The organism is Amycolatopsis sp. NPDC102389, assembly GCF_044765885.1.
Lineage (GTDB): Bacteria > Actinomycetota > Actinomycetes > Mycobacteriales > Pseudonocardiaceae > Amycolatopsis.
In genome coordinates this window covers 1-23,347 of record NZ_JBIWKX010000091.1, presented here as the reverse complement: position 1 = coordinate 23,347, position 23,347 = coordinate 1, and the positions used below count along the sequence as shown (strand labels likewise).

The following is a 23,347-nucleotide window of genomic DNA, read 5'->3' as shown; positions in this document are numbered from 1 at the left end:
AACAAGATCAACAAACCCCACCAAGATCACCAACAAAACCCACCGGTGGATCCAGGTTAGACGCGGCGAAGGGAGCCTTCATCCCACCATCGGCCTGCCCGAGAACAAGCCACGTTTGACCTTCGGCTCAAAATAACCGGAGGCAAGGCAAAGGTGGCGTGCTCGCTAACCACGAAGCGGGGCGACCGCGACAGCGCGGGCCGCGGCGGTGAAACTCGCCCACCCCACCAGTTCGATCAGCTCCCGGTCACCCAGCCCCGCCGCCGTCACCAAAGCGTCGTCGACCTGATAAGGCGCCTTCGCGACCACCAAGGCCAACCGGACCGCGGGATCGTCGAAGGCGTCCACCCACGATCGACTCAACCCGGGCGGCAGACCATCCCAAGTGGACAGTTCTCGCTCCACGACGTCCCGTACGACCGAAGGCACCGCCAAGGCGGCGAACGCCGACGCGGCTCGGGAGAACGCGTCCTCGACCACAGGATTGCCCGCGGCCCAGCCGAAATCCCGGGAGCCCGCCGGCAGGAGGTCCAACGACGCTCCCGGCGAAGCCCCCGTCACCGGTCGAAGGAACCGCCCCAAGACGGCCTTCGCCTTCGCTCGCGCCGAATCCGGCACGGACGACGGGAGCGGCGAAGGTCCGAGGAAGACGCTCACCATCCGGTTCAGGTAGTGGAACGTGAACGCGACCGCGGTCAGCTCCGCCCTGGCGCCGGGCGTCAAAGCCCCCGCGAGGGGATCCGCCACGGAACGCCCCTCGGCGATCGCCTCGGCCTCCGAGGAGCGCCCGAGCGAGTCCAGTGCCATCCCATGGACCTCGACACAGTAGGGACAAGAGTTCCCCCGCGACACCAGCGTCGCGACGATCTCCCGGTCCGCCCGGCTCGTTTCCCCCGCCGCCACCAGCGATTCCCGCAGCATCACCCAGCTCGCCGCGAGCACCGCCGGGGACGGCGAATGCAGCGCGACCGGCGGGGCCAGCATCCCGAAGTCGCGTTCCAGCCGACCGTAGACGTCGCGCACGAGCCCGGTCGCCCGGCCGTAGGGAACCGGCCGGACGTACCGGACTTCGCGCACCGCGCGCCGCAGCGCGAGTCTCACCAGCGCGGGTGCCATGGCTCAGCTCCCGGCCACCAGCGACAGCTTGCCGACCGCCCGCCGCCCGGTGATGGAGCCGTCCGGGGCCGGGGCGCCGTACGTGACCTCGACACCGCGTGCCTGCAACGCCCGCACGATGCCCGGCACCGAACGCTCAGCCAGCGCCGCGATCGTCATCGCCGGGTTCACCGTCAGCGCGCCCGGCACGGAAGCGCTGTCGGTCACGAAGATCCCGGGGTGGTCACGGAGTTCGTGGTTCGGATGCAGTGCCGAGGTCGCCGGGTCGTCACCGATCCGGCACGACGCCAGCGGGTGCACGGTGTACGCGCCGACGACGTCGTTGGTCCACGGCGCCACCTTCGCCAGGCCGTCCTTCTCGACGATCTCCTTGCACTCCGCGTCGGCCAGCGCCCAGCCGTGCCGGGTGTTCGGCGTCGGGTCGTACTTCAGCGGGCCGCGGCCGAGCATCTGCTGCGAGATGCGGTAGGCGTTGCCGGTGGGCGGCGGCGCGCCGAAGACGCCCTCGTTGTCGTCCTCGGTCATCAGGAAGATGGTCAGCCAGGAGGCCCACTTCTTGAGGATCTCCTTCTTCTGCACCCCGAACCAGCGCGGCTCGTCCCCATCCGGCACCTGCGCGAGGATGGTGCCGAGCCCGGGCGGGAAGTACAGCTGCTCCAGCGAATACCGCTCGTACTCCGGCAGCGAGCCGTCGAGCTTGTCCCAGTTCGCGACAGTCGGGCCCTTGCCGATGTGGTTGGCCTCGTAGACCTTCCCGTCCTCACGCGACAGTCCGAGCACCTCGCGGACCCGCTCCTCGTTGATGATCGCGGTGTTGAGCCGCTCCCCGTTGCCCGAGAAGTACCGGCCGACCGCGTGCGGCATGGTGCCCAGCGCCGCCTCCGAACGCTGCAGGATCACCGGGGTCGCGCCGGCACCCGCGGCGATGATGACGACCTTCGCGTCGATCGTCCCGCTGCCGGACTGCTGCCGGTAGTCCTCGTCGTCCACGACGGTGAAGTGCACGCGGTAGTCGCCGCCGTCGATCCGCTCGATCCGCTGGACCTCGTGCAGCGGCCGGATCTTCGCGCCGTGCGCGAGCGCCGCGGGCAGATAGTTGGTCAGCAGCGAGCGTTTCGCGTCGAACCGGCAACCCGCCATCATGAAGTTGCAGTTCACACAGCGGTCGTTGTCCACCGCGACCGGCGCGGGGTTGGCCGTCCGGCCGGAGTGGTCGCACAGCGCGGCCCACAGGCCGCCCGCGTACGAGACGTCGTTCCAGTCCTGTGTGGACACCGGAAGCGACTCCGAGACCCTGTCGTACCAAGGCTCCAGGGTGTCGCGCGTCAGCACCGAAGGCCACATGCGACGGCCGATGCTGCCATGCCGTTCGAACACGAACTTCGGCGCGCGCGGCATCGCGGCGAAGTACACCACGCTGCCGCCGCCGACACAGTTCCCGCCGAGCACGCTCATCCCGTCGCCGACGACGAAATCGAAGGCCCGGGTGTAGGACGAGCCGAGCAGGTAGTCGTGCTCGAACTCCTTCGTCTCCAGCCACGGTCCCCGTTCCAGCACGGTGACCTTCGCCCCGCCCGCGGCCAAGTGGTAGGCGGGGATGGAGCCGCCGAACCCGCTGCCGACGATGACGACGTCGGTCTTGTCGTAGGCGGTCATGCGGGGCTCCCGGAAGGCGTGGTGTCAGGGTGGACTCGGGCCAGCTCGCGGCGGTAGGAGAACTTCGGGAACCGCCACAGACCGTCTTCGTCCGGCGCGGTGTACCCCATCGCCAGCAGGCCGGGGTGGCCCTCGGCGATGGCTTCGGCCGTGTGCTTGTGCGCCGCGCTGTCGAAGGACATGTTGCAGAACAAGGCGAGGCTGACCCAGCCGTCCTTCTCCGGATGTCCCGGCGCGGTCAGTGACCGCACGAGCGCCGTCCTGTCCACGAAGGACAGTGCGACGAACGGCGGCAGCGACTCGTCCAGCGTGAGATCGTGCTCCTTGGCGTAGACCTTCGCGTGGTCGTTGAGGGACTGCGCCAGATAGGGCAGTCCGACGGTCACCCCGGTCGCCTCGGTGTGCAGCAGTTCGAGCGCGCCCGCGACGACCGCGCCCGGCCCCGGCGAAGCGCCGGCGATGGCGTGGTCGCCGGGGAATCGCTTCTCCCCCGGCACGATCGTGTCCGCGTAGGCCTCCAAAGTGGACACCTCGACCTGTTCGTCCGAATCCACGGAACCTACCTCCTGTTCCTGGTGTGCACGGTCATCGGCAGCCCGCCGCGCACCCGGAGCGAGAGCATCGCCTCGGGAACCACGTCGTAGCCCGGGAGCTTCCTGAGTTCGAGGTCCCGCAGGACCATCGTCAGCACGAAAACGGCCTCCATCACGCCGAGGCTGTTGCCGATGCAGAATCGCGGCCCGGCGCCGAACGGGATGTAGGCGTAGCGGGGCCGCCCGCTGGGCCGGTCCGGATCGAACCGGTCCGGGTCGAATTTCTCCGGTTCCGGCCAGAACGCCGGATGCCGGTGCAGCGTGAAGGGCACGACGACGACGTCGGACCCGGCGGGAATGTGATAGCCGCCGATCTCGTCGTCGGCCTGCGCCACCCTCGGCAGCAGCCACACCGGCGGGTACAGCCGCATGACCTCTTCGACGACCCTCGCCGTGTACGGCAACCGGTGCAGATCCTCGTGCGTCGGCAGCTGATCGCCCAGGACCGCATCGGCCTCGGCACGCAGTTTCGCCGCGATCTCCGGATGCTCGTCGAGCAGATGGAACGCCCAGCCCAGCGTGCTCGCCGTCGTCTCGTGCCCGGCCAGCAGCAGCGTGATCAGCTCGTCCCGCATCTGCTCGCGGGTCCCGTCGGTCGCGATGAGGCGCGAAAGCACGTCCTCGCCGTTCTCGACCGGGTTCGCCAGCCGCTGCGCGACGAGTTCGTCGGCGATGCGGCGGAGGTCGTCCCGCGATTCCCGGAACCGCACCTGTTTCTTCAGCGGAGCCCACTGCGGGACCATGCTCAAGGTCACCGCTTCGAACATCGCCTGGTCCTGCACGGCCTCGAACGAATGTCCCAGCGAGGTGAACCCGCCGAGATCCGCGTCGAGCAGCGTCTTGCCGAGCACGCCGAGGGTCAGCCCGGTCATCTCGTGCAGGATCTCGATCGGTCCTTCGGTGTCCCGCAAGCGTTTCACGAGTCCTTCGACCTCGTTCGCGACGACCGAGGCCTGCCGCGCGATCCGCTTGGGCTGGAACACCGGCTGGATGGTCCGGCGCTGCTTCCGCCAGACGTCGCCGTCGCTGGTGAGCAGCCCGTCGCCGAGCGCCCGCCTCGCCTCCTGAAGGCCGATTCCCTTGTGGTAGTTGGCCGCGTTGTCCGCGAGCACGTGTTTCGCCAGTTCGGGGTGGTTCACCAGGTACATCGTCTTCGGACCGATGGCGATCCGGACGACGTCCCCGTGTGCCTCCGCCGAGTCCGACATGAGCGCCAGCCGGTCGGTGAAAAGCTTCTTCAGCAGACCGAAGGTCGCTCTGCGCGGCGGCCCGGGGGGCGCGAGACGCGCCCCCCGGGTGGATTCCGCACCGGAGGTCATGCCGCCACGGCCCCGGTTTCCGTCTCCGGCTTCTCGGCCGGCTTGGGCAGGGACGTGATCTCGGCCGACTTCGCCTGCTCGGCCTCCCACTTCTCGGTGGCCTTCTTGGAGAAGTGCAGGCCCCACAGGAACATCCCGCGGATGAGGCAGACCAGCGCGGTGGCGAGGAACAGGCCGTAGGCCACGTGCACGATCATGAAGAACCCGTACGCCAGCGCCACCCCCGAACCGAACAGGATCTGCGACGCGGGCTTCGACGGGGTCGTGCCGGGGTCGGTGACCATGTAGTTCGTGTAGAGCACGAACGCCACGCCGGTCATCATCCCGAGCGCGCCGGGGATCGCGGTGTCGAACACCAGGCCACGGATGATCGCCTGCAGCGCGAAGGTGATCAGCCAGGCGCCGATCAGCCACATGCGCTGGGTCAGCATCGCGTTGAGCACGGTGCCCGACACCATGATGATGCCGACGATCAGCCAGCCGACCCACGAGTCGACCTGCTCGGTGAAGTGATACGGCGGCGCGATGCTCGCCCAGGGGAACACCAGCAGGATGATCGTGATGCCGAAGTTCGACGGGTTCATGTAGTGGCGGAGCCTGCCGCGCACCGGCGCCTGCAGGACCCATTTGGCGCCGACGGCGACCACGACGCCGAACATCATGACCAGCACCTGGTCGTTGACGTAGGTGAGCATGTTCAGCGCGAGACCGGTGATGTGCGCGGGGAAGAGGAACTCCACCAGGCCTTTGAAACCGTTGCCCCGGAAGCGGACCGGGCGGCCCTGTGCCCGCGCGCCGATGATCTCCAGCAGGATCTCGGTGGTGTACGCCGTCGCCAGCGCGATGAACGGATAGGTGTAGGGCTGCTCGAAACCGAGCACGGTGTAGCCGATGATGTTGAAGATGGTGATCGAGATCGCGAACCGGCGAAGGGCCGTGATCGTCTTGTTGCTCTTCGGTGCCGTGAGTGTCTGCTCAGCCATGACGGTCATTTCTCCTTCGCCTGAGCGCCGAGCTGGAACGTGTGGCTGCCCGGGGTCAGCTGGACTTCCTGCGTGCGGATCTGCCCGGTGAGGTCACGCCACTGCAGGTGGACCTTCACCGGCCCGGTGACCTTGCCGAGCCCGATCTGGATCTCGTGGCTGCGCTTGCCGGAGTGGCCGCTGCCGCCGTCGACGCGGTCCATGTACTTCTTGCCGTCGGGGGTGACGACGGTGACCTGCGCGCCGATCGCCGCGGTGCCCGCAGCCTGCAGCGGACCGTCGGCCGAAGCCTTGTCGTGCACCAGCTTCAGGTTCAGGTACGACCCGGAATCGGGGCTGACGTTGTGGTAGAAGATCGGCTGTTCCCACTGGCGGGCCACGGCGAAGTCGAGCTTGCCGTCACCGTCGGCGTCACCGGTGGCGATACCGCGGGTGGGCACCGGGACCGCGAGACCGAGGCGCGGGGCCAGGTCGGTGTAGCGGCCGTCCGGGCTCTTCGCCCAGAAGTGCAGGGTGTGGTCGCCACCGACGTCGTCACCGGCGACCATGTTCGGCCAGAAGTACGGGTGCTTCAGCAGTTCGTCGTTGGACGTCGCCAGTTCCTGCAGCTGCGGCCAGCGGTTGACGTCGCCCTTGACGAACCCGGTCGCCTGCGTGATCACCGATTCGCCGCTGTTGTTGTAGTCCGCGATCTTCACGTCCCAGCCCCAGCCGGACCACGCGGTGCCGGCCTGCGCGCTGCGGTCGACCCACGGCGCTTCGCCGCCCTGCAGACGGCCGCGCAGATCCGCGGTGTCCTTGGCGGTGTTCATGAACTGGAAGTGGCTTTCCTCGATACCCCAGGACGTCGTGATGTTGCTGACGTACAGGTCGTAGAGACCGTCGTGGTCGAGGTCGGCGAAGTCCACGCCCATGCCCTTGAAGGAGTCGTTGCCGATCACCTTCGACTTCGGCTCGTTGGGCCCGCGAATCCCCTTGACCTCGGCGAATTCGACGTGGCCGGGGCGGGACTTGTTGTACAGCAGGCGGTCGTGGCCGAAGTCGTTGCCGATGTAGAGCTCCGGCAGGTTGTCCCCGTCGACGTCGGTGGCGCTGGCCGCGAGCGACCAGCCGCCGCGGGCGTCGGCCGGGATGGCCTTGTCGTCGAGGGCGAACGTCGCGTTCGGCTTCGCGCCCTGGGTGGCGCCGGTGAACCGCAGGATGTACTTGCCGCCGCTGTTGTCGGCATGCGACATCGACTTGTTCATCTCGACCCCGCCGTCGACGCGGTCGTCCAGCACCGCGCTGTCGGGGAAGTAGTTGCCGATGAAGATGTCCTGGTGGCCGTCGCCGTCGAAGTCACCGACCGAGGCGGCGTTGGTGTTCCACAGTGGACCGGAGTATTCACCGTTCTTGGAGTTGTTGCCCGGCACCAGTTCCACCGGCTCGTAGGCCTTGGGCTCCAGCTTCGTGGCGCCCGGCTTCGAGAGGAACAGGATCGGCGTGCGGCCCCAGTAGTAGGCCAACAGGTCGACCCGGCCGTCCTCGTTGTAGTCCGCGGGAACGCAGCCCATGGGCGCGATGTACTTGCCCATCGGCAGCGGCGCCGCGTCGAGCGCGAACGGCGCGTAGCGGTCCCCGCCCTTGCCCGGTGTCGGGGTGATCACCAGCTGGTCGCTGCGCGGGTCCACGAAGCACAGGTCGTTCGCGAGCTTGTCTCCGTCGAGGTCGTTGACCGCGATCGCGGCGCCGACCGACGAGATCCAGGCGCGGATATGCTCGTACTCCTTGTTCACCGTCCGGATCGACTGGCTCTTCGCCGCTTCCGGCAAGGCGATCGTCAGCGGTTCGAACGCGTACTTCGAAGCCATGGTGTCGGCCTCGGCGGTCGAGACGGTGGGCAGCTGCGCCACCACGAACAGTCCCGCCATCAGCACCAGCGCCACGATGCCCGCAAGCTGCTTGCGGAGCCAGCCCAAGGTCGCGGTCATTTCCCTGCACCTCCAGAAGTGAGTACCTCGGCGGCGATGCGCTGTCGCCAGGTTTCGAAAGCCGGGAGTTCGCCGTCGACCACGATCGCGGGGCGCACCTCCTGGGTGATGGCCGCGGCCCGCTCGGCCGGCAGCCCGCAGATCGCCTGCGTGGCGACCTCGGTCTCGGGGATCAGCAGCCCGGCGCGGACGCGGGCTTCGGCGGCGAAAGCACTGCCCTGGGCGAGGTTCCCCCGGTGCTCACCGGCGAACTCGGCCAGCTTCCGCAGCTCGTCACCGGTGACACCGCACGCGTAGGTCGAGGCGAGCCCGATGCCGGCGTAGAGGTCTCCGTGCCGCCGTTCGGGGAAGCGCGCGACCGTGTCGGCGACCAGGTCGACGTCGGTACCGCAGATGAACCACAGCGCCCGCCCGATGCCCTGGTCGATCGCCCGCAGCGCGTAGCCGTCGTTTCCGGGCGGCCAGGAGAAGTCCGGGTCTTGGAACTGCCCGTCGACGTACTTCGCCGTCTTGAAGTAGGCCTGGTGGAAGCCGTAGCCGTCGAGTACCAGCCAGCGCAGCAGCGGGTCGAAGTCCTCGGCGGACGGCCAGCGGAACCGCGGCAGCCGCGCCATCGCCCAGCCGACGCCGACGTAGATGATGTAGTCGTGCTTCTCGCCGGGGCCGTCGAGGAACCGCTCGATGTGGCGACGGCCGCCGCCGGGCAGCCCGTCCAGCATTCCGTAACCCATTCCCGCGCCCTCGTAGGCGAAGCCGCGGTATTTCACCGGAATATCTTCGAGCCATTCTTCCGCCTGGCCGACGGAACGCGCTTCGACCGCGTGAGCGTAGCCGAGCAGGAATTTCTCACCGACGGTCTCCAGCAATTCTTGAGCGGCCGGGCTCTTCTTGTGGAAACCGCGCTTGTCCAGTGACGTCTCGGAGACGTCCGGCGTGATCATGCGACGTCTGATCGTGCGCCAACCATTGCCCAACGCACTCTCCCCCTAACGGGTGGATTCGAATTTGCTTAAAGGCTCACATGGGTGCCGATAACGCGGCTACCTCACGGTTGCGCCCGCGGTTCTCCCGGTTTGCGGAACCGGGAGAACGCGGGAATAACCTTCCTCAGGCCACCGCGCGGAGGTACTCGGGAGAGGGCATGGTCATCCGGTTACCGGCGGAGGTCGGGCCGCCGGCGAGGGTGATCGCCATCGGCGCGTCGGTCGGCCGCGGGGCGCGCATCGGCATCCGCAGGTGGACCCGGCCGTACCGGGTGATGTCGACGCGGCCGGGCAGCGTGCCCACGGAGAACGAGGAGGCCGCGGTCCCGGCGGCGTGCTCGGCCACCCCGATGACGGTCCACCGTCCCTCGGGGACGTTCTGGATCTCGATGTCCGCGGACAGGACGTTCGCCCTGCCACCGAAGGCGACCGGGCCGCACTGCGGGATCGACTCGGCGAACAGTCCGATGAGGACACTCGCCGGGCCCGCCCCGCGCGGGGTTTCGACCCGCACGCTGATCGTGCCGGTGCCGCTGCGCATCGTGGCGCTGCCCATTCCGGCGCTGTGCAACGCTTCCAGGGTCGGAAGACGCTGGAAATGGGGGGCCAGCGCGACGAGCAGCTCGCCGACCTCGGGGTCGCGATACTGGGTCGGGGTCATCCCGACCGCACGGGTGAAGCGGCTGGTGAACGTGCCGACGCTGCTGTAGCCGACGCTGCACACGATGTCCGACACCGTCAGCGATGTCGTCAGCAGCAGTCGTTTCGCTTCGAAGAGCCGGATCGCGGTGAGGTACCGGCCGGGGGTGACACCGGTCGCCTTGGTGAAGATCCGCGAGAAGTGGAACGGGCTGACGAAGACTTCCGATGCCAGGTCGCCCAAGGTGATCGGGTCGAAGTACCTCGCGTGCATCGATGAGATGGCCTGCAACACCGCAGGTTGCAAGGGGGACGCCGGCTCGGGGAGCCGACCGGGTTCGGTGACGCCTTTCTCGTTCGCCGCCATGGCGACTGTTCGTAGCTGCATCAGACCAACCTCGGATTCGCTGTCGCTTTTCCTCTGCTGACAGCAAACGCGGCGGCGATTTCAGCGTGCTCGACGAGCGATCGAGACCCAGGCCACTCAGACCGGGAGGTCGAGCACGCACTCGCCGACGCTGACCTCGGCGGGCCAGTCGAGCTTGAGCGCGCGGTCGACGCGGTCACCGGCGTCCACCGGGACGGCGTGCGCGGCCAGCCCCATGGCGCGGGCGACGAGGTACAGCGTCTGTTGCAGCGCACCGACGTGCGCCAGCGTGGTGGCGTACGCGCCACCACCGAGGACGGACGCCATCCGCGGCATCCGCGCGGTCACGGTGATCAGCGCCGAAGGCCGTTGGTGGTTACCACCGCCGATCATCGCCATGTCCAGCATCGCGTCGAGATCGGCCCCGTCGGCGTTGACCAGGACGAGCCGATGCTCCAGCGGGTCGTAGTGGTAGATCCCGCGATCCAGCCCCGAGCAGCGGTTGACCGAGACGTACAACTCGAGTTCGTACAGGCAGGCGACGCTGAAATACGGCCGCTGCGAAGCACTGTGGGCCGGCCCGTTCGGCAGGTGCGCGGGACCGATCGACCGGATCCGCGCGCCGCGGAACAGGAACTCGCCGATCTGCTCGGCGGTCAGCACGCCCTCGCTGAATTCGGGGCAGGTGTGGTCGTTCTCCAGCAACGCCGTCAGCGTCGGATCGGTCTCCGCGCGGTCGGTCAGATCCGGCCGGTACAGCGGATGCGCCGGCCCCTCGCCGGTCGCGGCCTTCACCACCGGCGGCCTCCCGAGGCCGGGCAGGTCCGCCGGGCCACCAGGCCGCCAGGTCCGGCTGGTGGTGTGGAACGACAGTTCGTCCGGGGACCACACGCCCAGTTCGGGATCGTCGTCCTCGGCGAACCGGCCGTGTTCCCCGGCGACCTGGACGACGCCCGCGGCGACCAGATAGGACACGATCGCGCCGACCACGGCGGCGTCGATCCCGGTCGTGGACACGATTTCCCCGACCGATTTCGCCGTCGCCAGTGTCGCCGCGACGTGCACCGCCCACGGCTGGGACAGCACGACCCGATAGCGCGCGGACGGCGACTCCAACGCCATCCCTTCGGCGTCGGAGCGCAGGGAACTGAAGCGGGACAACCGGATCGCGCGCGTGGGCGGGATCTCCACCGGCGTGAACACCGGCGCGAGCACGACCGGGATCACCGACAGCAGCGGTCCCCTGCCATCGGCCAGCCCGAGCGAGCGCACCACGGAACCGCCGAGTTCCTTCAGCGCCTGCCGCAGCGCGTCGGCGCCTTCGGCCGTCCAGCTCAGCTCGCCTTCGAGATCGGGCTCCCGTTCGACGGGCTCCCACGAAGACGTCACGTTCGCCAGTGAGACCGGCCCCAAGGCCATACGCCGCAACGATTCCAGCACCAGCGGTTCCGGGCGGTCGAACTCGTACTCGCCCCAGCGGGTGACGACCACCAGCGAGCCGTCCTCACCGATCTCGACAAGGCTGTCGTCGGTGAGCGACCACAAGGGGATCGTTTCGGCCACTCCGCCGGGGGGATCTGTCGTCAACGGTTGCTCCAGCTTGATCTACAAGAACATGGGGAAGGGGTTCAGCCGGTCATAAGGAGTCGGCTCGGCGAGCCTTCCCAGCCGCACCGGTACGTCGAACAGCCGCCCGGGGGCGAACCGGCTCCAGAACGGGCGCAGCCCCGGAACCACCACGCGGACCACCGGGAGGTCGATGTCGGGTCTGGTCTGGTCCAGCACGAGTGTCTCCATTCCCAGCGCGGAAAGCTTGCGCACCAAGGACTCCACGTCGTCACGGACATCGGCCCGCCGGACGAACTTGAAATCCGCCGCGCGTTTCGCCGACCGCCCCGGCGCCGGCAGCAGATACGGCTGGTTCCCGACGGTCGCGTACCGGAGCCACTGCGACGCGTCGGGATCGTCGAGTTCGACGTCGTTCGCGAGCACCGCCGGGATCATCTGGTTGAGCTCGCTGACCGCCCTCCGCAACGCCGTCCTGGGGTCCAGGTGGGCGCCGAAGCCCATCATGACGTTCTCGCGCGGCCCGGCGATACTCCTGGACAGCGCGACCATCACCGGCACACCGAGGTCCGCGGTCAGGTCGAGCACCCACAGTTCCCGGCCCGCCCGCGCGTACTGGCCGACCATCTCCTCTGCCCACGGGTCGTCGAACGAGGCGATGTCGACGCCGGGCACGGGAAGCCGGTTGTACCACCACATCGCGACGGCGTCGCGTTCGACGAGTTCGAGCAGGCCCTGCAGGACCGCGTCCTCGATGCTGCTTCCGGCCGCGCAGCCGTTGGAGTCCGCGCGCATCCCGGTGAGCCCGCACTCCGGCGGCACCCCGTAGTAGAGGTACGCCGTCGGCATCAGCTTCCGCCGCTGCTGCGAGAGCGACCAAAGCGGTGTCCAGTCGATGGCGGCCTCGGTGTCGAACCGGTCGGGGACGTGCTGGAAGTTCGCGTGCTTGGCGTTCCACTCGACACGCGTGTCGTACTGGCGCTCGTCGAAGAGCATGCACGAGTTCGGGTGGACGGCGTCGTCGCCGAGCGCGCGGAAGGTGTCGCGGATCCGCAGTTCGTCACCCTGGTAGTTCGCCGAGAACCGTTCGATCGCCTCGCACAGCGCGCCGACCTCGGCGTCGAGCGGGCTCGCGCCCTTCCCGCCGTTGTCCCCGCGCAGCCCGGCCTGCAGCCCCGCCTCGCCGCGCACGCGGCGCGCGACGTTCAGCCCGGAGCGGTACGCGTTCACGAACGCCGGTGACCTCGGGTCGCGGGCGATCTCCTTGACGATGCCGGTGACCGGGCTGACCAGGTGGCCGTAGCGGTCGAGCACCTCGACCGGGGTGAGCGTCCGGTGCCCGCCACCGCCCGACGTCGCCTTCTTGGCCTCCCGCAGCACGATCGGCTCGGCCGTCCGCGCGGAAACGATCCCTTCGTCGCCGCATTCGGGGCATTGCGGACGGCGCCGCAGTTCGTGCAGCCGCCCCTGCAGGTCGAGGGTGTCCAGGATCCACACGGCCTGCTGCCCCGGATAGCGGTGTCCCGCCAGCCATTTGGACGCTTCGAGGGAGATCAGGTGCGACGCGGCCGCGGTCAGCGGCGGCACGGCCGGCATCGGGAACGCCGCGGGACCGTCGTGCCCCAGTACCTCCTGCACACAGGCCTCGGCGTGCCGGTGCCCCCACAACCGGTTCGTCAGGCAGTGCCAGCAGCCGGACCGGCCGGGCTGCATGATCGGACCGATCCACACCTGCGAACCCGAAGGACGGGCCATCAGCCAGGGCCGCCCGGTCCGCCGGTGCTCGGCGTCGATCTCGGCCAGCCTCGGGTCGAGATAGTCGTCGCACAGCACGATGGCCAGCTCGGAAGCCGTCTCGACCACTTCGATACCGCTCGCGGCCAGCGCGTTCGCCACCTGCGAGGTGTCGACGCCGCGCCCGATCGCGGTCAGGCTCGCCGTCGCCGGCTTCTGACGGCAGGCCACCGCGGACGCGTCGAGACCGCACGCGTCCCAGTACGCGAGCGCGCGCTCGTCCCCGCTGAACTCGTCCGGGACGCGGACGGTGACCAGACCGGCCTCGACCAGCCGGGCCACCACGCCGGTGACCTGCTCGGCGTTCATCCCCTCCGGGCACGCGGACAGGAGCCCGTCGAGGTCACGCGTGCCGTCGAGCAGCGCCGCCACCGAAGCGACCTGCGCGCCCCGGATCGCGATGACCCCCTGTTCGGAGAACAGGTAGGCGCCGTTGCCCTCGCTGATCTCCGCTCGCAGATGCCGCTTGAATCCCAGTCCGCCGATCGAGGTGGGCGTGGACGATGCCTCGCGCATGATGACCCCCAGTAGGTCGGTTCGATTCTCGAATCCTGCTGTGTGGAGCCCCGACCGGCCAGTGTTCGCTTCACACGTCGGATGTGAAAAACCCATGTTCTTCCGGGAGACACGCATGCGGGGCCTGGTGGACGGCTCACTGGCCCCGCGACCGGCCGCTCTGTCACTGTCGAAGAGCTGGGAATCAGGTCACGACGCGTATCGAGCTGGAGGGCGCTTGCGATGTACACCGGATCACGAGTAGCGGACAAGCACCACGGCTCGGCACCCAACCCGATTCCGGCTCCGCCCGCAAGCCCCGTCCGTTTCAGCCTCCTCGGCCCACTCGAACTCGTGCGGGACGGGATCGACTACGCGCCGACGACGCCGAAGCTGTTGCAGGTGCTCGCCATGCTGGTCATGAGCCCGGGGAAGATCGTGCACATCGACACGATCGTGCAGGAACTGTGGGCCAACGACCCGCCGCGCAGCGTCCGCACCACCATGCACACCTACGTCTACCAGCTGCGCAAGTGCATCGACGAGAACGAGCTCGCCCCGTACGGCGAGACCATGCTGGCGACGAAACCGCCCGGTTACGTGTTCCGGATCGCCCCGGAGCAGGTGGACGTCTTCGAGTTCCAGGCGCTGCAGCACAAGGGCCGCGAGCTGCAACTGCGCGGCGAGCACACCGAAGCGGCCAAGGCCTTCCGGTCCGCGCTCGACCTGTGGTCCGGGCCGCCGCTCGCGAACGTCCACTGTGGACCGGTGCTGTCGGCGTACGCGGTCGACCTCGTCGAACAGCGGCGCAGCACCCTGCACCTGCGGATCGAGGCGGACATCGCGGCCGGGATGCGGCACGAGCTGATCGGCGAGCTGCGTTCCCTCGTCACCGCGAACCCGCTCGACGAGGCCCTGCACGGGCAGCTGATCCGCGTGCTCGGCCGCAGCGGGCGGCGCTCCGACGCCCTCGCCACGTACCGTCAGGTGCGAACGAGGCTCAACAACGAACTGGGCGTGGAACCCTGTGACGAACTGCAGGTCCTGCACCACGATCTGCTGTCCGAAGGTGAACCCGCGTGAACCCCGCTCCCGCCACGGAAACGAAAGTGAGGATCGACGGATGAGCAGTCGTACCTATGGACAGTTCTGCGGGCTGGCCCGCGCGCTGGAGATCATCGGCGAGCGCTGGTCGCTGCTGATCGTCCGTGACCTCGTCCTCGGCCCGAAGCGGTTCACCGAACTGCAGGCGGGCCTGCCCAAGATCCCGGCGAGCACGCTGTCCGCGCGGCTCAACGAACTCGAGCAGTCCGGTGTGCTCCGCCGCCGCCTGCTCCCCCAGCTCGACGCCGCGGTGGTCTACGAGCTCACCGAATACGGCAGCGAACTCGACCAGATCGTGCTGGACCTCGGGCTTTGGGGCGCGCGCTCGCTCGGGCAGCCCGGTGCCGAGGACGTCTTCACCCTGGATTCGGCGATCCTCTCGCTGTACACGACCTTCCGGAGTGAAAAGGCCAAGGGCGTCCAGGTCACCTACGAACTGCGCTATCCGGGTGAGATGGTCCTGCACGCGATCGTCGAGGACGGCGCGCTCAAGGTCGCGGAGGGAGCGCACCCCGGCGCGGACGCGGTCATCGAACCGCTCGGCCCGTTCATCAAGGATCTGCTGAGCGGCGATCTCTCCGCCGCCGACGCGACCCGCACCGGAAAGATCCGCATCGAGGGCGCCTTCGAGCATTTGGAGCTGTTCACGGAATTGTTCCACATTCCCGCCGCTCCGAAAATGTCCGACGGAATCGTCGTCCGCTGATCCATCCGGCGTAACACCGCCGTCCGGATCAGCAATCCGGAGTAACGGAAACCTTCGAAACGCGGGATATCGTCGACATCCGTCACCGGTCGGTCTTTCGCCCTAGGAGCTCTTTCATGGCCGCACTCGATTCGCGTCGCCCTGGTCTGCTCGCCTCGCTCAACGGGAAATACCACCGCGCGGCGCTCCTCACCTTCGCGGTGGTCGTGGTGGCCCACTGGGCGGAACACCTCGTGCAGGCGTTCCAGATCTACGCCCTCGGCTGGAAGACCTCGGACGCCCGCGGTGTGCTCGGCATTCCCTTCCCGAAATTGATCAGCTCCGAATGGCTGCACTACGGCTACGCCATCGTCATGCTGATCTTCCTGTTCGCCCTGCGCAAGGGTTTCGCCGGCCGCTCGCGGCAGTGGTGGAACCTGGCGCTCGGCCTGCAGTTCTGGCACCACATCGAACATCTGCTCCTGCTGGTCCAGGCGCAGAGCGGCTGGCGGCTCGGCGGCGGCACCGCGCCGAGCAGCATCATCCAGCTGTTCATCCCGCGCGTGGAACTGCACCTGTTCTACAACACGATCGTCACCATCCCGATGATCATCGCGATGATCGTGCACCGGAAGGCCGCCGCCGCCGAGCGGGAGCTGACCGGCTGCACGTGCTCGCCCGTCAGCCGGCGTGAGCTGGCGACAGCGGCATCGTGACCGGGAGGCTCTTCGCGCTCCTGGCCCTCGTGGCGGCGTGGTTCGGGGTCGCGGTGCTCGCCGCGGCCCCGGCTTCGGCCCACGTCGAACTCCTCTCCTCGAACCCCGCCGACGGCGCCCGGCTCACCTCGGCGCCCGCGCAGGTCTCGATCACCCTGTCGGAGAACATCGGCATCCAGCCGAACTCGATCAAGGTCGTCGACCAACAGGGCGTCGACGTGGTGTCCGGTCCGGTGTTCCAGCCGGGCGAGGTCGCCGAAGAGGTCGCCGTCGAACTGGAGCCCGGCCTTCCCGACGGCAGCTATCTCGTCGAGTACGCCTTCGTCTCGGTCGATTCACATCCGGTGCGCGGCACGATCGCCTTCGTGATCGGCACCGGCCCCCTGATCACCTCGGCGGGCGCGGTGTCCGCCTCCACCGGGACCGACCCGGTGACCGACGCGCTGTTCACGACCTTCCGCTGGGGTTCCTTCGGCGGTGTCGCGCTGCTCGGCGGACTGGTGTTCGTGCTGGTCTGCCGTCCGGGCGGCCGGACCGACCCGGCGGCGCGGAAGCTGATCACCGCGGGCCTGTGGCTCTCGGGCGTCACGGCCGTGGCCGGGTTCCTGCTGCAAGGCCCGTACGTCGCGGGCCGTGGGGCGGGCGCGATCTTCGATCCGGCCCTGATCGAGGCGACCCTGCGCGTGGCGTACGGGAAGCTCCTGCTCCTGCGCCTGGCCGCGATCGTCGCGCTCGCCGTGATCGCGCGGCGGCTGCTGGCGGGCGATCTGCCGGACCGGCTGCGCTCGCGTCACGAGAACCTCGGCATCGCGGCCGGGTTCATCGTGATGCTGAGCTTCTCCGCGACCGGGCACGCGGTGGCCGACAAGATCATGTTCCTCTCGGTCGGCGCGGACCTCGCGCATTTCGGCGCGATGGCCGTCTGGGTCGGCGGGCTGATCCAGCTGGCCGTGCTCCTGCGCGGCCGGTACTCGGCGGCCGAGGCCGAGCCGGCGCTGGCGCGGTTCCATCCGATCGCCACCTGGTCGATCGTGATCATGGTGGTCAGCGGGGCGTATCTGGGCTTCCGGCTCGTCCCTTCGGTGGAGGCGCTCTGGACGTCGGCCTACGGCATCGTCTTCGTGCTGAAGCTGACCGGGTTCGCCGCGTTGCTGCTGGTGGCGAACCTGAGCCGTGCCGCGGTGCGCCGCGGGGTCTCCGGCCGCGGCGGTACCGGCGTGGTGACCGCCGACCTGCGGAAACTGCGGGTCAGCGTCGGGGCCGAGGTGCTGATCGTGGCCGTGGTGCTCGCGCTGGCCGCCGCGTTGTCGTCGATGTCCCCGACCGGCTGATCACCGCTCGATCTCCTCGGCCGGCGGGGTGAACGGTCCCCAGGTGAAGGCCCGGAGCCACGGCTCGGGATCACCCAGCCAGTCCATGGCGGCGATCTGGGCCGGGCTCCGGCGCCCGGCGAGCGCCCGGTACAGGTCCACGGGCGCACCAGAGAGCACCGCGGCGACCGGTTCGGTGCCCGCGATCCAGGTCGCGCCTTCGGTCTCGATCCGCATTCCCGGCAGTCCGTGCCTGCCCAGCGAGGAACCGAGCCCGCTGACGAGCACTTCGAATCCCCGCAGCCAGGCCGCGTGCGCTTCGGGCGGCGGAGCGCCGAGCGCGTACCGGAGATCGAGTTCGTGGGTGAAGGCGTCCATCACCATGATGTCGCCACGGCTCTTCCCGTCGCCGTCGGCGGCGAGGAGGGTGTCGGCCTCGGGGCCGCGTTCGGTCCAGAGCTTCAGCAATTCGACGACGGACGCCGTCTCCGGAATCGGGCAGGCCTCGCCACCGAACCGGGTGATCACCCGGTCGCAGATCTCGGTCAGATGCGCGATCAGCTCCCGGACGGTCCACTGTGGACAGGCCGGGACGACGCGCCCGTCCGCCCCCGCGTGATCACCGAGCAAGATCACGATGTTCTCTCTGACCTGCCGATATCCTTCGGCCGCTGTCGCCGTATTCCAGCCAGGGACCCGAATTCGGCTACTCGTCACGCGGCCACCTCCAGTAGGAGTAAGCGATGGTCGTCCATTCTCCCATCGCGGGGAAGCTTCACCCTTCTTCCCGCTTGCGGTGGACCGTTCACCGCAAAGACCACCCACCCGTGGCGCGTGTCGTCGCGGCTTCAGGCACACTGGTCAGTGAAAGCCCCGTGTGGCAAAGAAAAGCGCCCAACGGTGACACATCGACCACTGTGGAGGTGACCAATGGAGATGCCCGGCTTCGATCTGGCGTGGCGTGGTTTCAATCGCGCGCAGGTCCGGGAATTCGTCCGCGAGGTGGAAGCCGAACTACGACGAGTGGAAGCCGAACGCGACGAAGCGATCCGCCGCGGGGAAGCTCTCGCCGACAAGCTCACCGCCGCACAAGAGGAAAATCGCGAACTGAAAGCGAGCGTCGACCGGATCAGCCGCGTGCCGATCGCCCCGGACGCGTTGCAGGAGCGATCGCGCCGGATGCTCGAACTCACCCGCGAGGAAGCCGACGACATCACCGCCCGGGCCGCCGAAGAAGCCGCCAAGGCCGAAGCGGAACGAAAGCGGGTCGCCGAAGACTTCGAGCGCGCCATGACACTGCGCCGCGCGGAGGCGATGCGCGCGCTCGCAGCGCGGGACGAGGCCGCGCAGGCGAAGGCGCGGAAACTGCTCGACGACGCCGCCGAAGAGGGCGAGCGCCTGGTCACCGAGGCGCGGCAGAAGGCCGATGTGGCCCTCCGCCTGCGCGACGACGTGCTGAAACAACTGGTCGGCTGCCGCGAACTGCTCACCGAAGCCGGCGTGGTGCTGGCCGTGCCCGACTCACCGAAGCCGGAAGTGCCCGTTCAGCGCCGGAGCAGGCCCGAAGCCCGCACCGGCACCGAAGCGGCCGCCACCTAGGCGGGGTCACCCGAAGAAAACACCACCGGGCGGATCTCCATCGCGTTGACATGCGCGTCCGGGATCTGGCCCGCGATCTCGATCGCCCGCTCCTTGCTGTCGCATTCGACCAGGTAGAAGCCGGCCAGGTACTCCTTCGACTCCGCGAACGGGCCGTCGGTGACCACCGGGACGCCGTCACGCACCCGGACCACCGTGCTCTCCTTCGGCTCCCCCAGCGCCTGCGTCCCCAGCAGTTCGCCGCTCTCGGTGAGCTTCTTCATGAAAGGGTCGATGCGGGCGACCACCTCGTTGCGTTCCTCCTCGGGGAGGGCGTCCCAGGCGGTGGGGTTCATCGTGATCATGATCATGTACTTCATCGGTGTTCCTCCTGGTCATCCGGCCGGTGCCCGGCCACTCACGCAGGAGTCGGAGCCGCCGGAACGTCCTCGACATCCTGGCACCCGCGAATTTCGGGCGCCCCGGGCATATACGCTGGGTGGGTATAGTGGTCCCCACAGGCGGACGACGAGAGAACGGGTGCGGAATGACGGGCTACGGCAACGAGCGGGAGGCCTACCTCAAGCGCTTGCGCCGGATCGAGGGGCAGATCCGCGGTTTGCAGCGGATGGTGGAAGAGGACAAGTACTGCATCGACATCCTGACCCAGGTGTCCGCGGCCACGAAGGCGCTGCAGTCGTTCTCCCTCGAACTGCTGGACGAGCACCTCGCCACCTGCGTGGTCCACGCCGCCGCCGCGGGCGGTGAAGAGGCCGACCTCAAGGTCCGGGAGGCGTCCGACGCCATCGCCCGGCTGGTCCGGTCCTGATCAAGCGCTGCCGCGGAACCGTCGCAACCGCAGGCTGTTGGTGACGACGAAGACCGAGGAGAACGCCATCGCGGCCCCGGCGATCATGGGGTTGAGCAGGCCGAGCGCGGCCAGTGGCAGGGCGGCGACGTTGTAGGCGAACGCCCAGAACAGGTTGCCCTTGATCGTGCCCAGCGTGCGGCGCGAAAGCCGGATGGCGTCCACGGCCGCGCGCAGGTCGCCGCGCACCAGGGTCAGGTCACCGGCCTCGATCGCGGCGTCCGTCCCGGTCCCCATCGAGAGGCCGAGGTCGGCCTGCGCGAGAGCGGCCGCGTCGTTGACGCCGTCGCCGACCATGGCGACCACGCGGCCTTCGGCTTGCAGCCGCTTGACGACGTCGACCTTGTCGGCGGGCAGCACCTCCGCGACGACCTCGTCGATCCCCACTTCGGCGGCGACGGCGTGCGCCGAACCGGTGTTGTCGCCGGTCAGCAGGACAGGCCGGAGCCCGAGCGCTTTCAGTTCCGCCACGGCCTCGGCCGAAGTCGGCTTGACCGTGTCGGCGACGACGACCACACCGCGCGCCTCGCCGTCCCAAGCGACGACGACCGCGGTGGCGCCACGATCCTCGGCGGCCGTCTTGACCTGGTCGAACTCGTCGCCGACGGCGATGCCGTGCCGGTCGAGGAGAGCGGCGCGGCCCGCCAGGACGGTCTTGCCCTCGACCTCACCGGAGACGCCCAAGCCCTCGACGTTGCGGAACCCGCCGACCGGCGGCAGCCCACCCAACCGCTCTTCGGCAGCCTCGACGATCGCGCGGGCGATCGGATGCTCGGAAGCGTGCTCGACCGCCGCGGCCAGCCGCAGGACCTCGGTCTCGTCGTCACCGAACAGGTCGGTGAGGCTCATCTTCCCCGCGGTCACCGTGCCGGTCTTGTCCAGGACGACGGTGTCGACCGCGCGAGTGGACTCGAGCACCTCGGGCCCCTTGATGAGGATCCCCAGCTGCGCGCCGCGACCGGTGCCGACCAGCAACGCCGTCGGCGTGGCCAGCCCGAGCGCGCACGGGCAGGCGATGATCAGGACCGCGACGGCGGCGGTGAAGGCGGCGTCCGCCCCGCTGCCCGCGCCGAGCCAGAAGCCGAGCGTGCCGACCGCGAGGGCGATCACCACCGGGACGAACACGGCCGACACGCGGTCGGCGAGCCGCTGGACCCGCGCCTTGCCGTTCTGCGCGTCCTCGACCAGCCGCGCCATCTGCGCGAGCCGCGTGTCCGCGCCGATCCGGGTGGCACGGACGATGAGCCGTCCGCCCGCGTTGATCGTCCCGCCGACGACGGCGTCCCCGGCGCTCACCTCGACCGGGACGGCTTCACCCGTCAGCATGCTCAGGTCGACGGCCGATCCACCGTCGGTCACGACGCCGTCGGTGGCGATCTTCTCCCCCGGCCGCACGATGAACTCGTCGCCCGCCTTCAGCTCGCCGATCGGGACCCGGCTCTCGGTGCCGTCTTTCAGGAGCGCGACGTCCTTTGCGCCGAGCTCGAGCAGCGCCCGCAGCGCGGCGCCGGAGCGGCGCTTGGACCGGGCCTCGAAGTAGCGTCCCGCGAGGAGGAACGTGGTCACGCCGGCGGCGACCTCGAGATAGACGTTGCCCGCGCCGGACCCGCGCTCCATGGTCAGCTCGAACCCGTGCCGCATCCCGGGTGTCCCCGCGGTGCCGAACAGCAGCGCGTACAGCGACCAGAGCGTCGCGGCGACGACGCCGAGTGAGATCAGGGTGTCCATGGTGGCGGCGCCGTGGCGGAGGTTCGTCCAGGCCGGGCGGTGGAACGGCCACGCACCCCAGGTGACGACCGGTGCGGCCAAGGCCAGCGAGACCCACTGCCAGTAGGTGAACTGCCAGGCCGGGACCATCGCCAGCACGATCACCGGGACGGCGAGCACCGCGGAAACCACGAGACGGGTTCTCAGGGAGCCCGTTGGGTCCTCGTCTTCGTCGGGCTTGGGCGGCTGCGCCGTGTAGCCGGCGGACTCGACGACGCCGACGAGGTCTTCGACCGAGAGCGCGGCGGGGAAATCGACCTGCGCCTTCTCGGTGGCGTAATTGACCGTGGCGGAGACGCCGTCGACCTTGTTGAGTTTGCGTTCGACCCGCGCGGCGCAGGACGCGCAGGTCATCCCACCGATGGCCAGTTCGACCCGCTGGGATGTCCCGGCACTCACGGCACACCTCCCGGATGGTGCCCGTGGTGTTCGCTGGTCGGCGGCGGCGTGGGCGCTTCGTCCAGTGGCCCGACGGCTGAGCCGATCGCCCAGGCGGCGGCGAACACCGCGACCAGAGCCGCGGCGAACGCCGACACCTTGACGGCGGTGCTCACGAGACGAGCTGGTAACCGGCCTCGGTCACGGCCGCGTCGACGGCTTGGACGTCCAGGGGCGCCTCACTGGTGACGGTGACCTGGCCGCTGGCGACGTCCACGTTCACGGCGCTGACGCCCGCGATCCCGCTGACCTCCTCGGTGACGGAGGAGGCGCAGTGCCCGCAGGACATGCCCTTGACGATGTAGGTGGTTTCGGCCATCGGTGCGAACTCCTCTACAGGACAGGCGAAGCGATCACTTCCCTTTATACCCCGTGGGGGTAGGGGTGTGCACAGAGGGTGCGGGGACACTGCGGAAATGAGGAAGATCTCCGCCATCGGCATCGGCGCCGGCGACCCGGACCACCTGACCGTCCAGGCGATCCGGCGGCTCAACGAGACCGATGTGTTCTTCGTCCTCGAGAAGGGCTCGGAAAAGCAGGACCTGGTGGCATTGCGCCAGGAGATCCTCGACCGGTTCGTCGAACGGCCCGGCTACCGGGTCGTTCGCGCACCGGACCCCGAACGCGACCGTACACCGGACGACTACCGGAAGGCCGTCGCCGACTGGCACCGGCTCCGGACCGACGTCTACGAGAGCATGATCGCTTCCCTGGGTCCCGACGAGCGGGGCGCGTTCCTGGTCTGGGGCGACCCCGCGCTCTACGACTCGACCCTGACCCTGCTGGACGCGGTGCTCGACCGGGGGAAGGTGGAGTTCGAGTACGACGTCATCCCCGGGGTCAGCAGCGTGGCCGCCCTGACGTCCCGGCACCGGACCACGATGAACCAGATCGGCCGCCCGGTCCTCGTCACCACCGGCCGCCGCCTCGAAGCCGGCTGGCCCGAGGACGTGGACGACGTCTTCGTGATGCTCGACGCGAACTGCACGTTCTCACAGTTCACCGACACCGGTCTGGAGATCTACTGGGGCGCGTACCTCGGGACGCCCGACGAGCTCCTGCTCTCGGGCCCCCTCACCGCCGGCCTGGCCGCGGAAATCCGCTCCGCCCGCGCCTCCGCCCGCTCCCGCAAGGGCTGGATCATGGACATCTACCACCTACGACGCCCCACCCACCCCTGACCTCCACGTCACTCGCGTGATCAGAGACGTCATTCGCGTGTCCAGAGGCGTAACTCGTCTGATCACGCGAGTTACGTCTCTGGACACGCGTGTGACGGGTTCAATCACGGGTGTGACGGGTTTCGGGTATGAGAAAAGGGTCCAGGTCCCGGGAGAACTCGTGGTTCTCGACCGGGGCCTGGACCCTTCTTTTCTAATGTTAGTCCGGCGGTGTCCTAC

At 68.9% G+C, this 23,347-nt stretch carries 22 protein-coding genes; 7 read left to right on the top strand and 15 right to left on the bottom strand.

Features of this window, described 5'->3' with window-relative positions:
• Positions 1-165 precede the first annotated feature (165 nt).
• The 10 genes from ACIRGA_RS38725 to ACIRGA_RS38680 form a co-directional block, all read right to left on the bottom strand.
• On the bottom strand, positions 166-1,116 hold the full coding sequence (locus ACIRGA_RS38725; protein ID WP_400951604.1) for a carboxymuconolactone decarboxylase family protein: 951 nt from the start codon (positions 1,114-1,116) through the stop codon (positions 166-168).
• A 3-nt stretch (positions 1,117-1,119) separates the two neighbouring features.
• A complete protein-coding gene (locus ACIRGA_RS38720; protein WP_400951601.1) occupies positions 1,120-2,772 on the bottom strand; it encodes a GMC family oxidoreductase N-terminal domain-containing protein in 1,653 nt (550 codons plus the stop codon).
• The gene (locus tag ACIRGA_RS38715) at positions 2,769-3,326 is read right to left on the bottom strand and encodes a DUF5987 family protein (protein ID WP_400951598.1); all 558 of its coding nucleotides are present in this window, start codon (positions 3,324-3,326) and stop codon (positions 2,769-2,771) included. Before ACIRGA_RS38715 ends, ACIRGA_RS38720 begins: the two co-directional genes overlap by 4 nt.
• Before the next feature lie 5 nt (positions 3,327-3,331).
• Entirely contained in the window at positions 3,332-4,684 is a 1,353-nt protein-coding gene (locus tag ACIRGA_RS38710; RefSeq protein WP_400951595.1) for a cytochrome P450, read from the bottom strand.
• A complete protein-coding gene (locus ACIRGA_RS38705) occupies positions 4,681-5,676 on the bottom strand; it encodes an enediyne biosynthesis protein (protein ID WP_400951592.1) in 996 nt (331 codons plus the stop codon). Before ACIRGA_RS38705 ends, ACIRGA_RS38710 begins: the two co-directional genes overlap by 4 nt.
• The gene (locus tag ACIRGA_RS38700) at positions 5,673-7,637 is read right to left on the bottom strand and encodes a CRTAC1 family protein (RefSeq protein ID WP_400951590.1); all 1,965 of its coding nucleotides are present in this window, start codon (positions 7,635-7,637) and stop codon (positions 5,673-5,675) included. The genes ACIRGA_RS38705 and ACIRGA_RS38700 overlap by 4 nt, the downstream gene beginning before the upstream one ends.
• Entirely contained in the window at positions 7,634-8,590 is a 957-nt protein-coding gene (locus tag ACIRGA_RS38695; protein ID WP_400951612.1) for a DUF1702 family protein, read from the bottom strand. Before ACIRGA_RS38695 ends, ACIRGA_RS38700 begins: the two co-directional genes overlap by 4 nt.
• 154 nt (positions 8,591-8,744) lie before the next feature.
• A complete protein-coding gene (locus tag ACIRGA_RS38690; protein ID WP_400951586.1) occupies positions 8,745-9,647 on the bottom strand; it encodes a helix-turn-helix transcriptional regulator in 903 nt (300 codons plus the stop codon).
• Positions 9,648-9,743: 96 nt separating this feature from the next.
• A complete protein-coding gene (locus ACIRGA_RS38685; protein ID WP_400951609.1) occupies positions 9,744-11,189 on the bottom strand; it encodes a SagB family peptide dehydrogenase in 1,446 nt (481 codons plus the stop codon).
• A 42-nt stretch (positions 11,190-11,231) separates the two neighbouring features.
• Positions 11,232-13,502 carry a TOMM precursor leader peptide-binding protein gene (locus ACIRGA_RS38680; RefSeq protein WP_400951583.1) on the bottom strand — a complete coding sequence of 757 codons (2,271 nt, stop codon included), beginning with the start codon at positions 13,500-13,502 and terminating at the stop codon, positions 11,232-11,234.
• Between the two features lie 222 nt (positions 13,503-13,724).
• On the opposite strand from ACIRGA_RS38680, the gene ACIRGA_RS38675 reads away from it, so the two are divergent.
• The 4 genes from ACIRGA_RS38675 (at position 13,725) to ACIRGA_RS38660 (ending at position 17,317) form a co-directional block, all read left to right on the top strand.
• Complete coding sequence (locus ACIRGA_RS38675) at positions 13,725-14,564, top strand: BTAD domain-containing putative transcriptional regulator (RefSeq protein ID WP_400951580.1); 840 nt, start codon at positions 13,725-13,727, stop codon at positions 14,562-14,564.
• Positions 14,565-14,604: 40 nt separating this feature from the next.
• The gene (locus ACIRGA_RS38670) at positions 14,605-15,291 is read left to right on the top strand and encodes a winged helix-turn-helix transcriptional regulator (RefSeq protein WP_400951577.1); all 687 of its coding nucleotides are present in this window, start codon (positions 14,605-14,607) and stop codon (positions 15,289-15,291) included.
• 116 nt (positions 15,292-15,407) lie between these two features.
• A complete protein-coding gene (locus ACIRGA_RS38665; RefSeq protein WP_400951574.1) occupies positions 15,408-15,986 on the top strand; it encodes a hypothetical protein in 579 nt (192 codons plus the stop codon).
• The gene (locus ACIRGA_RS38660) at positions 15,983-17,317 is read left to right on the top strand and encodes a copper resistance protein CopC (RefSeq protein ID WP_400951572.1); all 1,335 of its coding nucleotides are present in this window, start codon (positions 15,983-15,985) and stop codon (positions 17,315-17,317) included. The genes ACIRGA_RS38665 and ACIRGA_RS38660 overlap by 4 nt, the downstream gene beginning before the upstream one ends.
• Here the strand turns inward: ACIRGA_RS38660 and ACIRGA_RS38655 are convergent, their stop codons facing one another.
• Positions 17,318-18,013, bottom strand: coding sequence for a maleylpyruvate isomerase family mycothiol-dependent enzyme (locus tag ACIRGA_RS38655; protein WP_400951569.1), 696 nt, complete (start codon positions 18,011-18,013; stop codon positions 17,318-17,320).
• Between the two features lie 213 nt (positions 18,014-18,226).
• Between ACIRGA_RS38655 and ACIRGA_RS38650 the strand changes: the two genes are divergently transcribed.
• Positions 18,227-18,895, top strand: coding sequence for a M protein (locus ACIRGA_RS38650; RefSeq protein ID WP_400951566.1), 669 nt, complete (start codon positions 18,227-18,229; stop codon positions 18,893-18,895).
• Here ACIRGA_RS38650 and ACIRGA_RS38645 read toward each other — a convergent pair.
• Positions 18,892-19,254, bottom strand: a complete 363-nt coding sequence (locus ACIRGA_RS38645; protein ID WP_400951563.1) for a YciI family protein — start codon at positions 19,252-19,254, stop codon at positions 18,892-18,894. The two genes, ACIRGA_RS38650 and ACIRGA_RS38645, sit on opposite strands and share 4 nt — an antisense overlap.
• A gap of 167 nt (positions 19,255-19,421) precedes the next feature.
• Here ACIRGA_RS38645 and ACIRGA_RS38640 point away from each other — a divergent pair, with 167 nt between their 5' ends.
• Entirely contained in the window at positions 19,422-19,703 is a 282-nt protein-coding gene (locus ACIRGA_RS38640) for a metal-sensitive transcriptional regulator (RefSeq protein ID WP_400951560.1), read from the top strand.
• Here the strand turns inward: ACIRGA_RS38640 and ACIRGA_RS38635 are convergent, their stop codons facing one another.
• From ACIRGA_RS38635 to ACIRGA_RS38625, 3 genes are read right to left on the bottom strand one after another with little or no spacing between them, the layout of a single operon-like run.
• Positions 19,704-21,863 carry a heavy metal translocating P-type ATPase gene (locus ACIRGA_RS38635; protein WP_400951606.1) on the bottom strand — a complete coding sequence of 720 codons (2,160 nt, stop codon included), beginning with the start codon at positions 21,861-21,863 and terminating at the stop codon, positions 19,704-19,706.
• Positions 21,864-21,904: 41 nt separating this feature from the next.
• Positions 21,905-22,063, bottom strand: coding sequence for a hypothetical protein (locus ACIRGA_RS38630; protein WP_400951557.1), 159 nt, complete (start codon positions 22,061-22,063; stop codon positions 21,905-21,907).
• Complete coding sequence (locus ACIRGA_RS38625) at positions 22,060-22,266, bottom strand: heavy-metal-associated domain-containing protein (RefSeq protein ID WP_400951555.1); 207 nt, start codon at positions 22,264-22,266, stop codon at positions 22,060-22,062. Before ACIRGA_RS38625 ends, ACIRGA_RS38630 begins: the two co-directional genes overlap by 4 nt.
• A gap of 97 nt (positions 22,267-22,363) precedes the next feature.
• Between ACIRGA_RS38625 and cobF the strand changes: the two genes are divergently transcribed.
• Positions 22,364-23,128: a precorrin-6A synthase (deacetylating) gene (gene cobF, locus ACIRGA_RS38620; RefSeq protein ID WP_400951552.1), complete on the top strand. Its 765-nt coding sequence runs from the start codon at positions 22,364-22,366 to the stop codon at positions 23,126-23,128.
• The last annotated feature ends 219 nt before the right edge of the window (positions 23,129-23,347 follow it).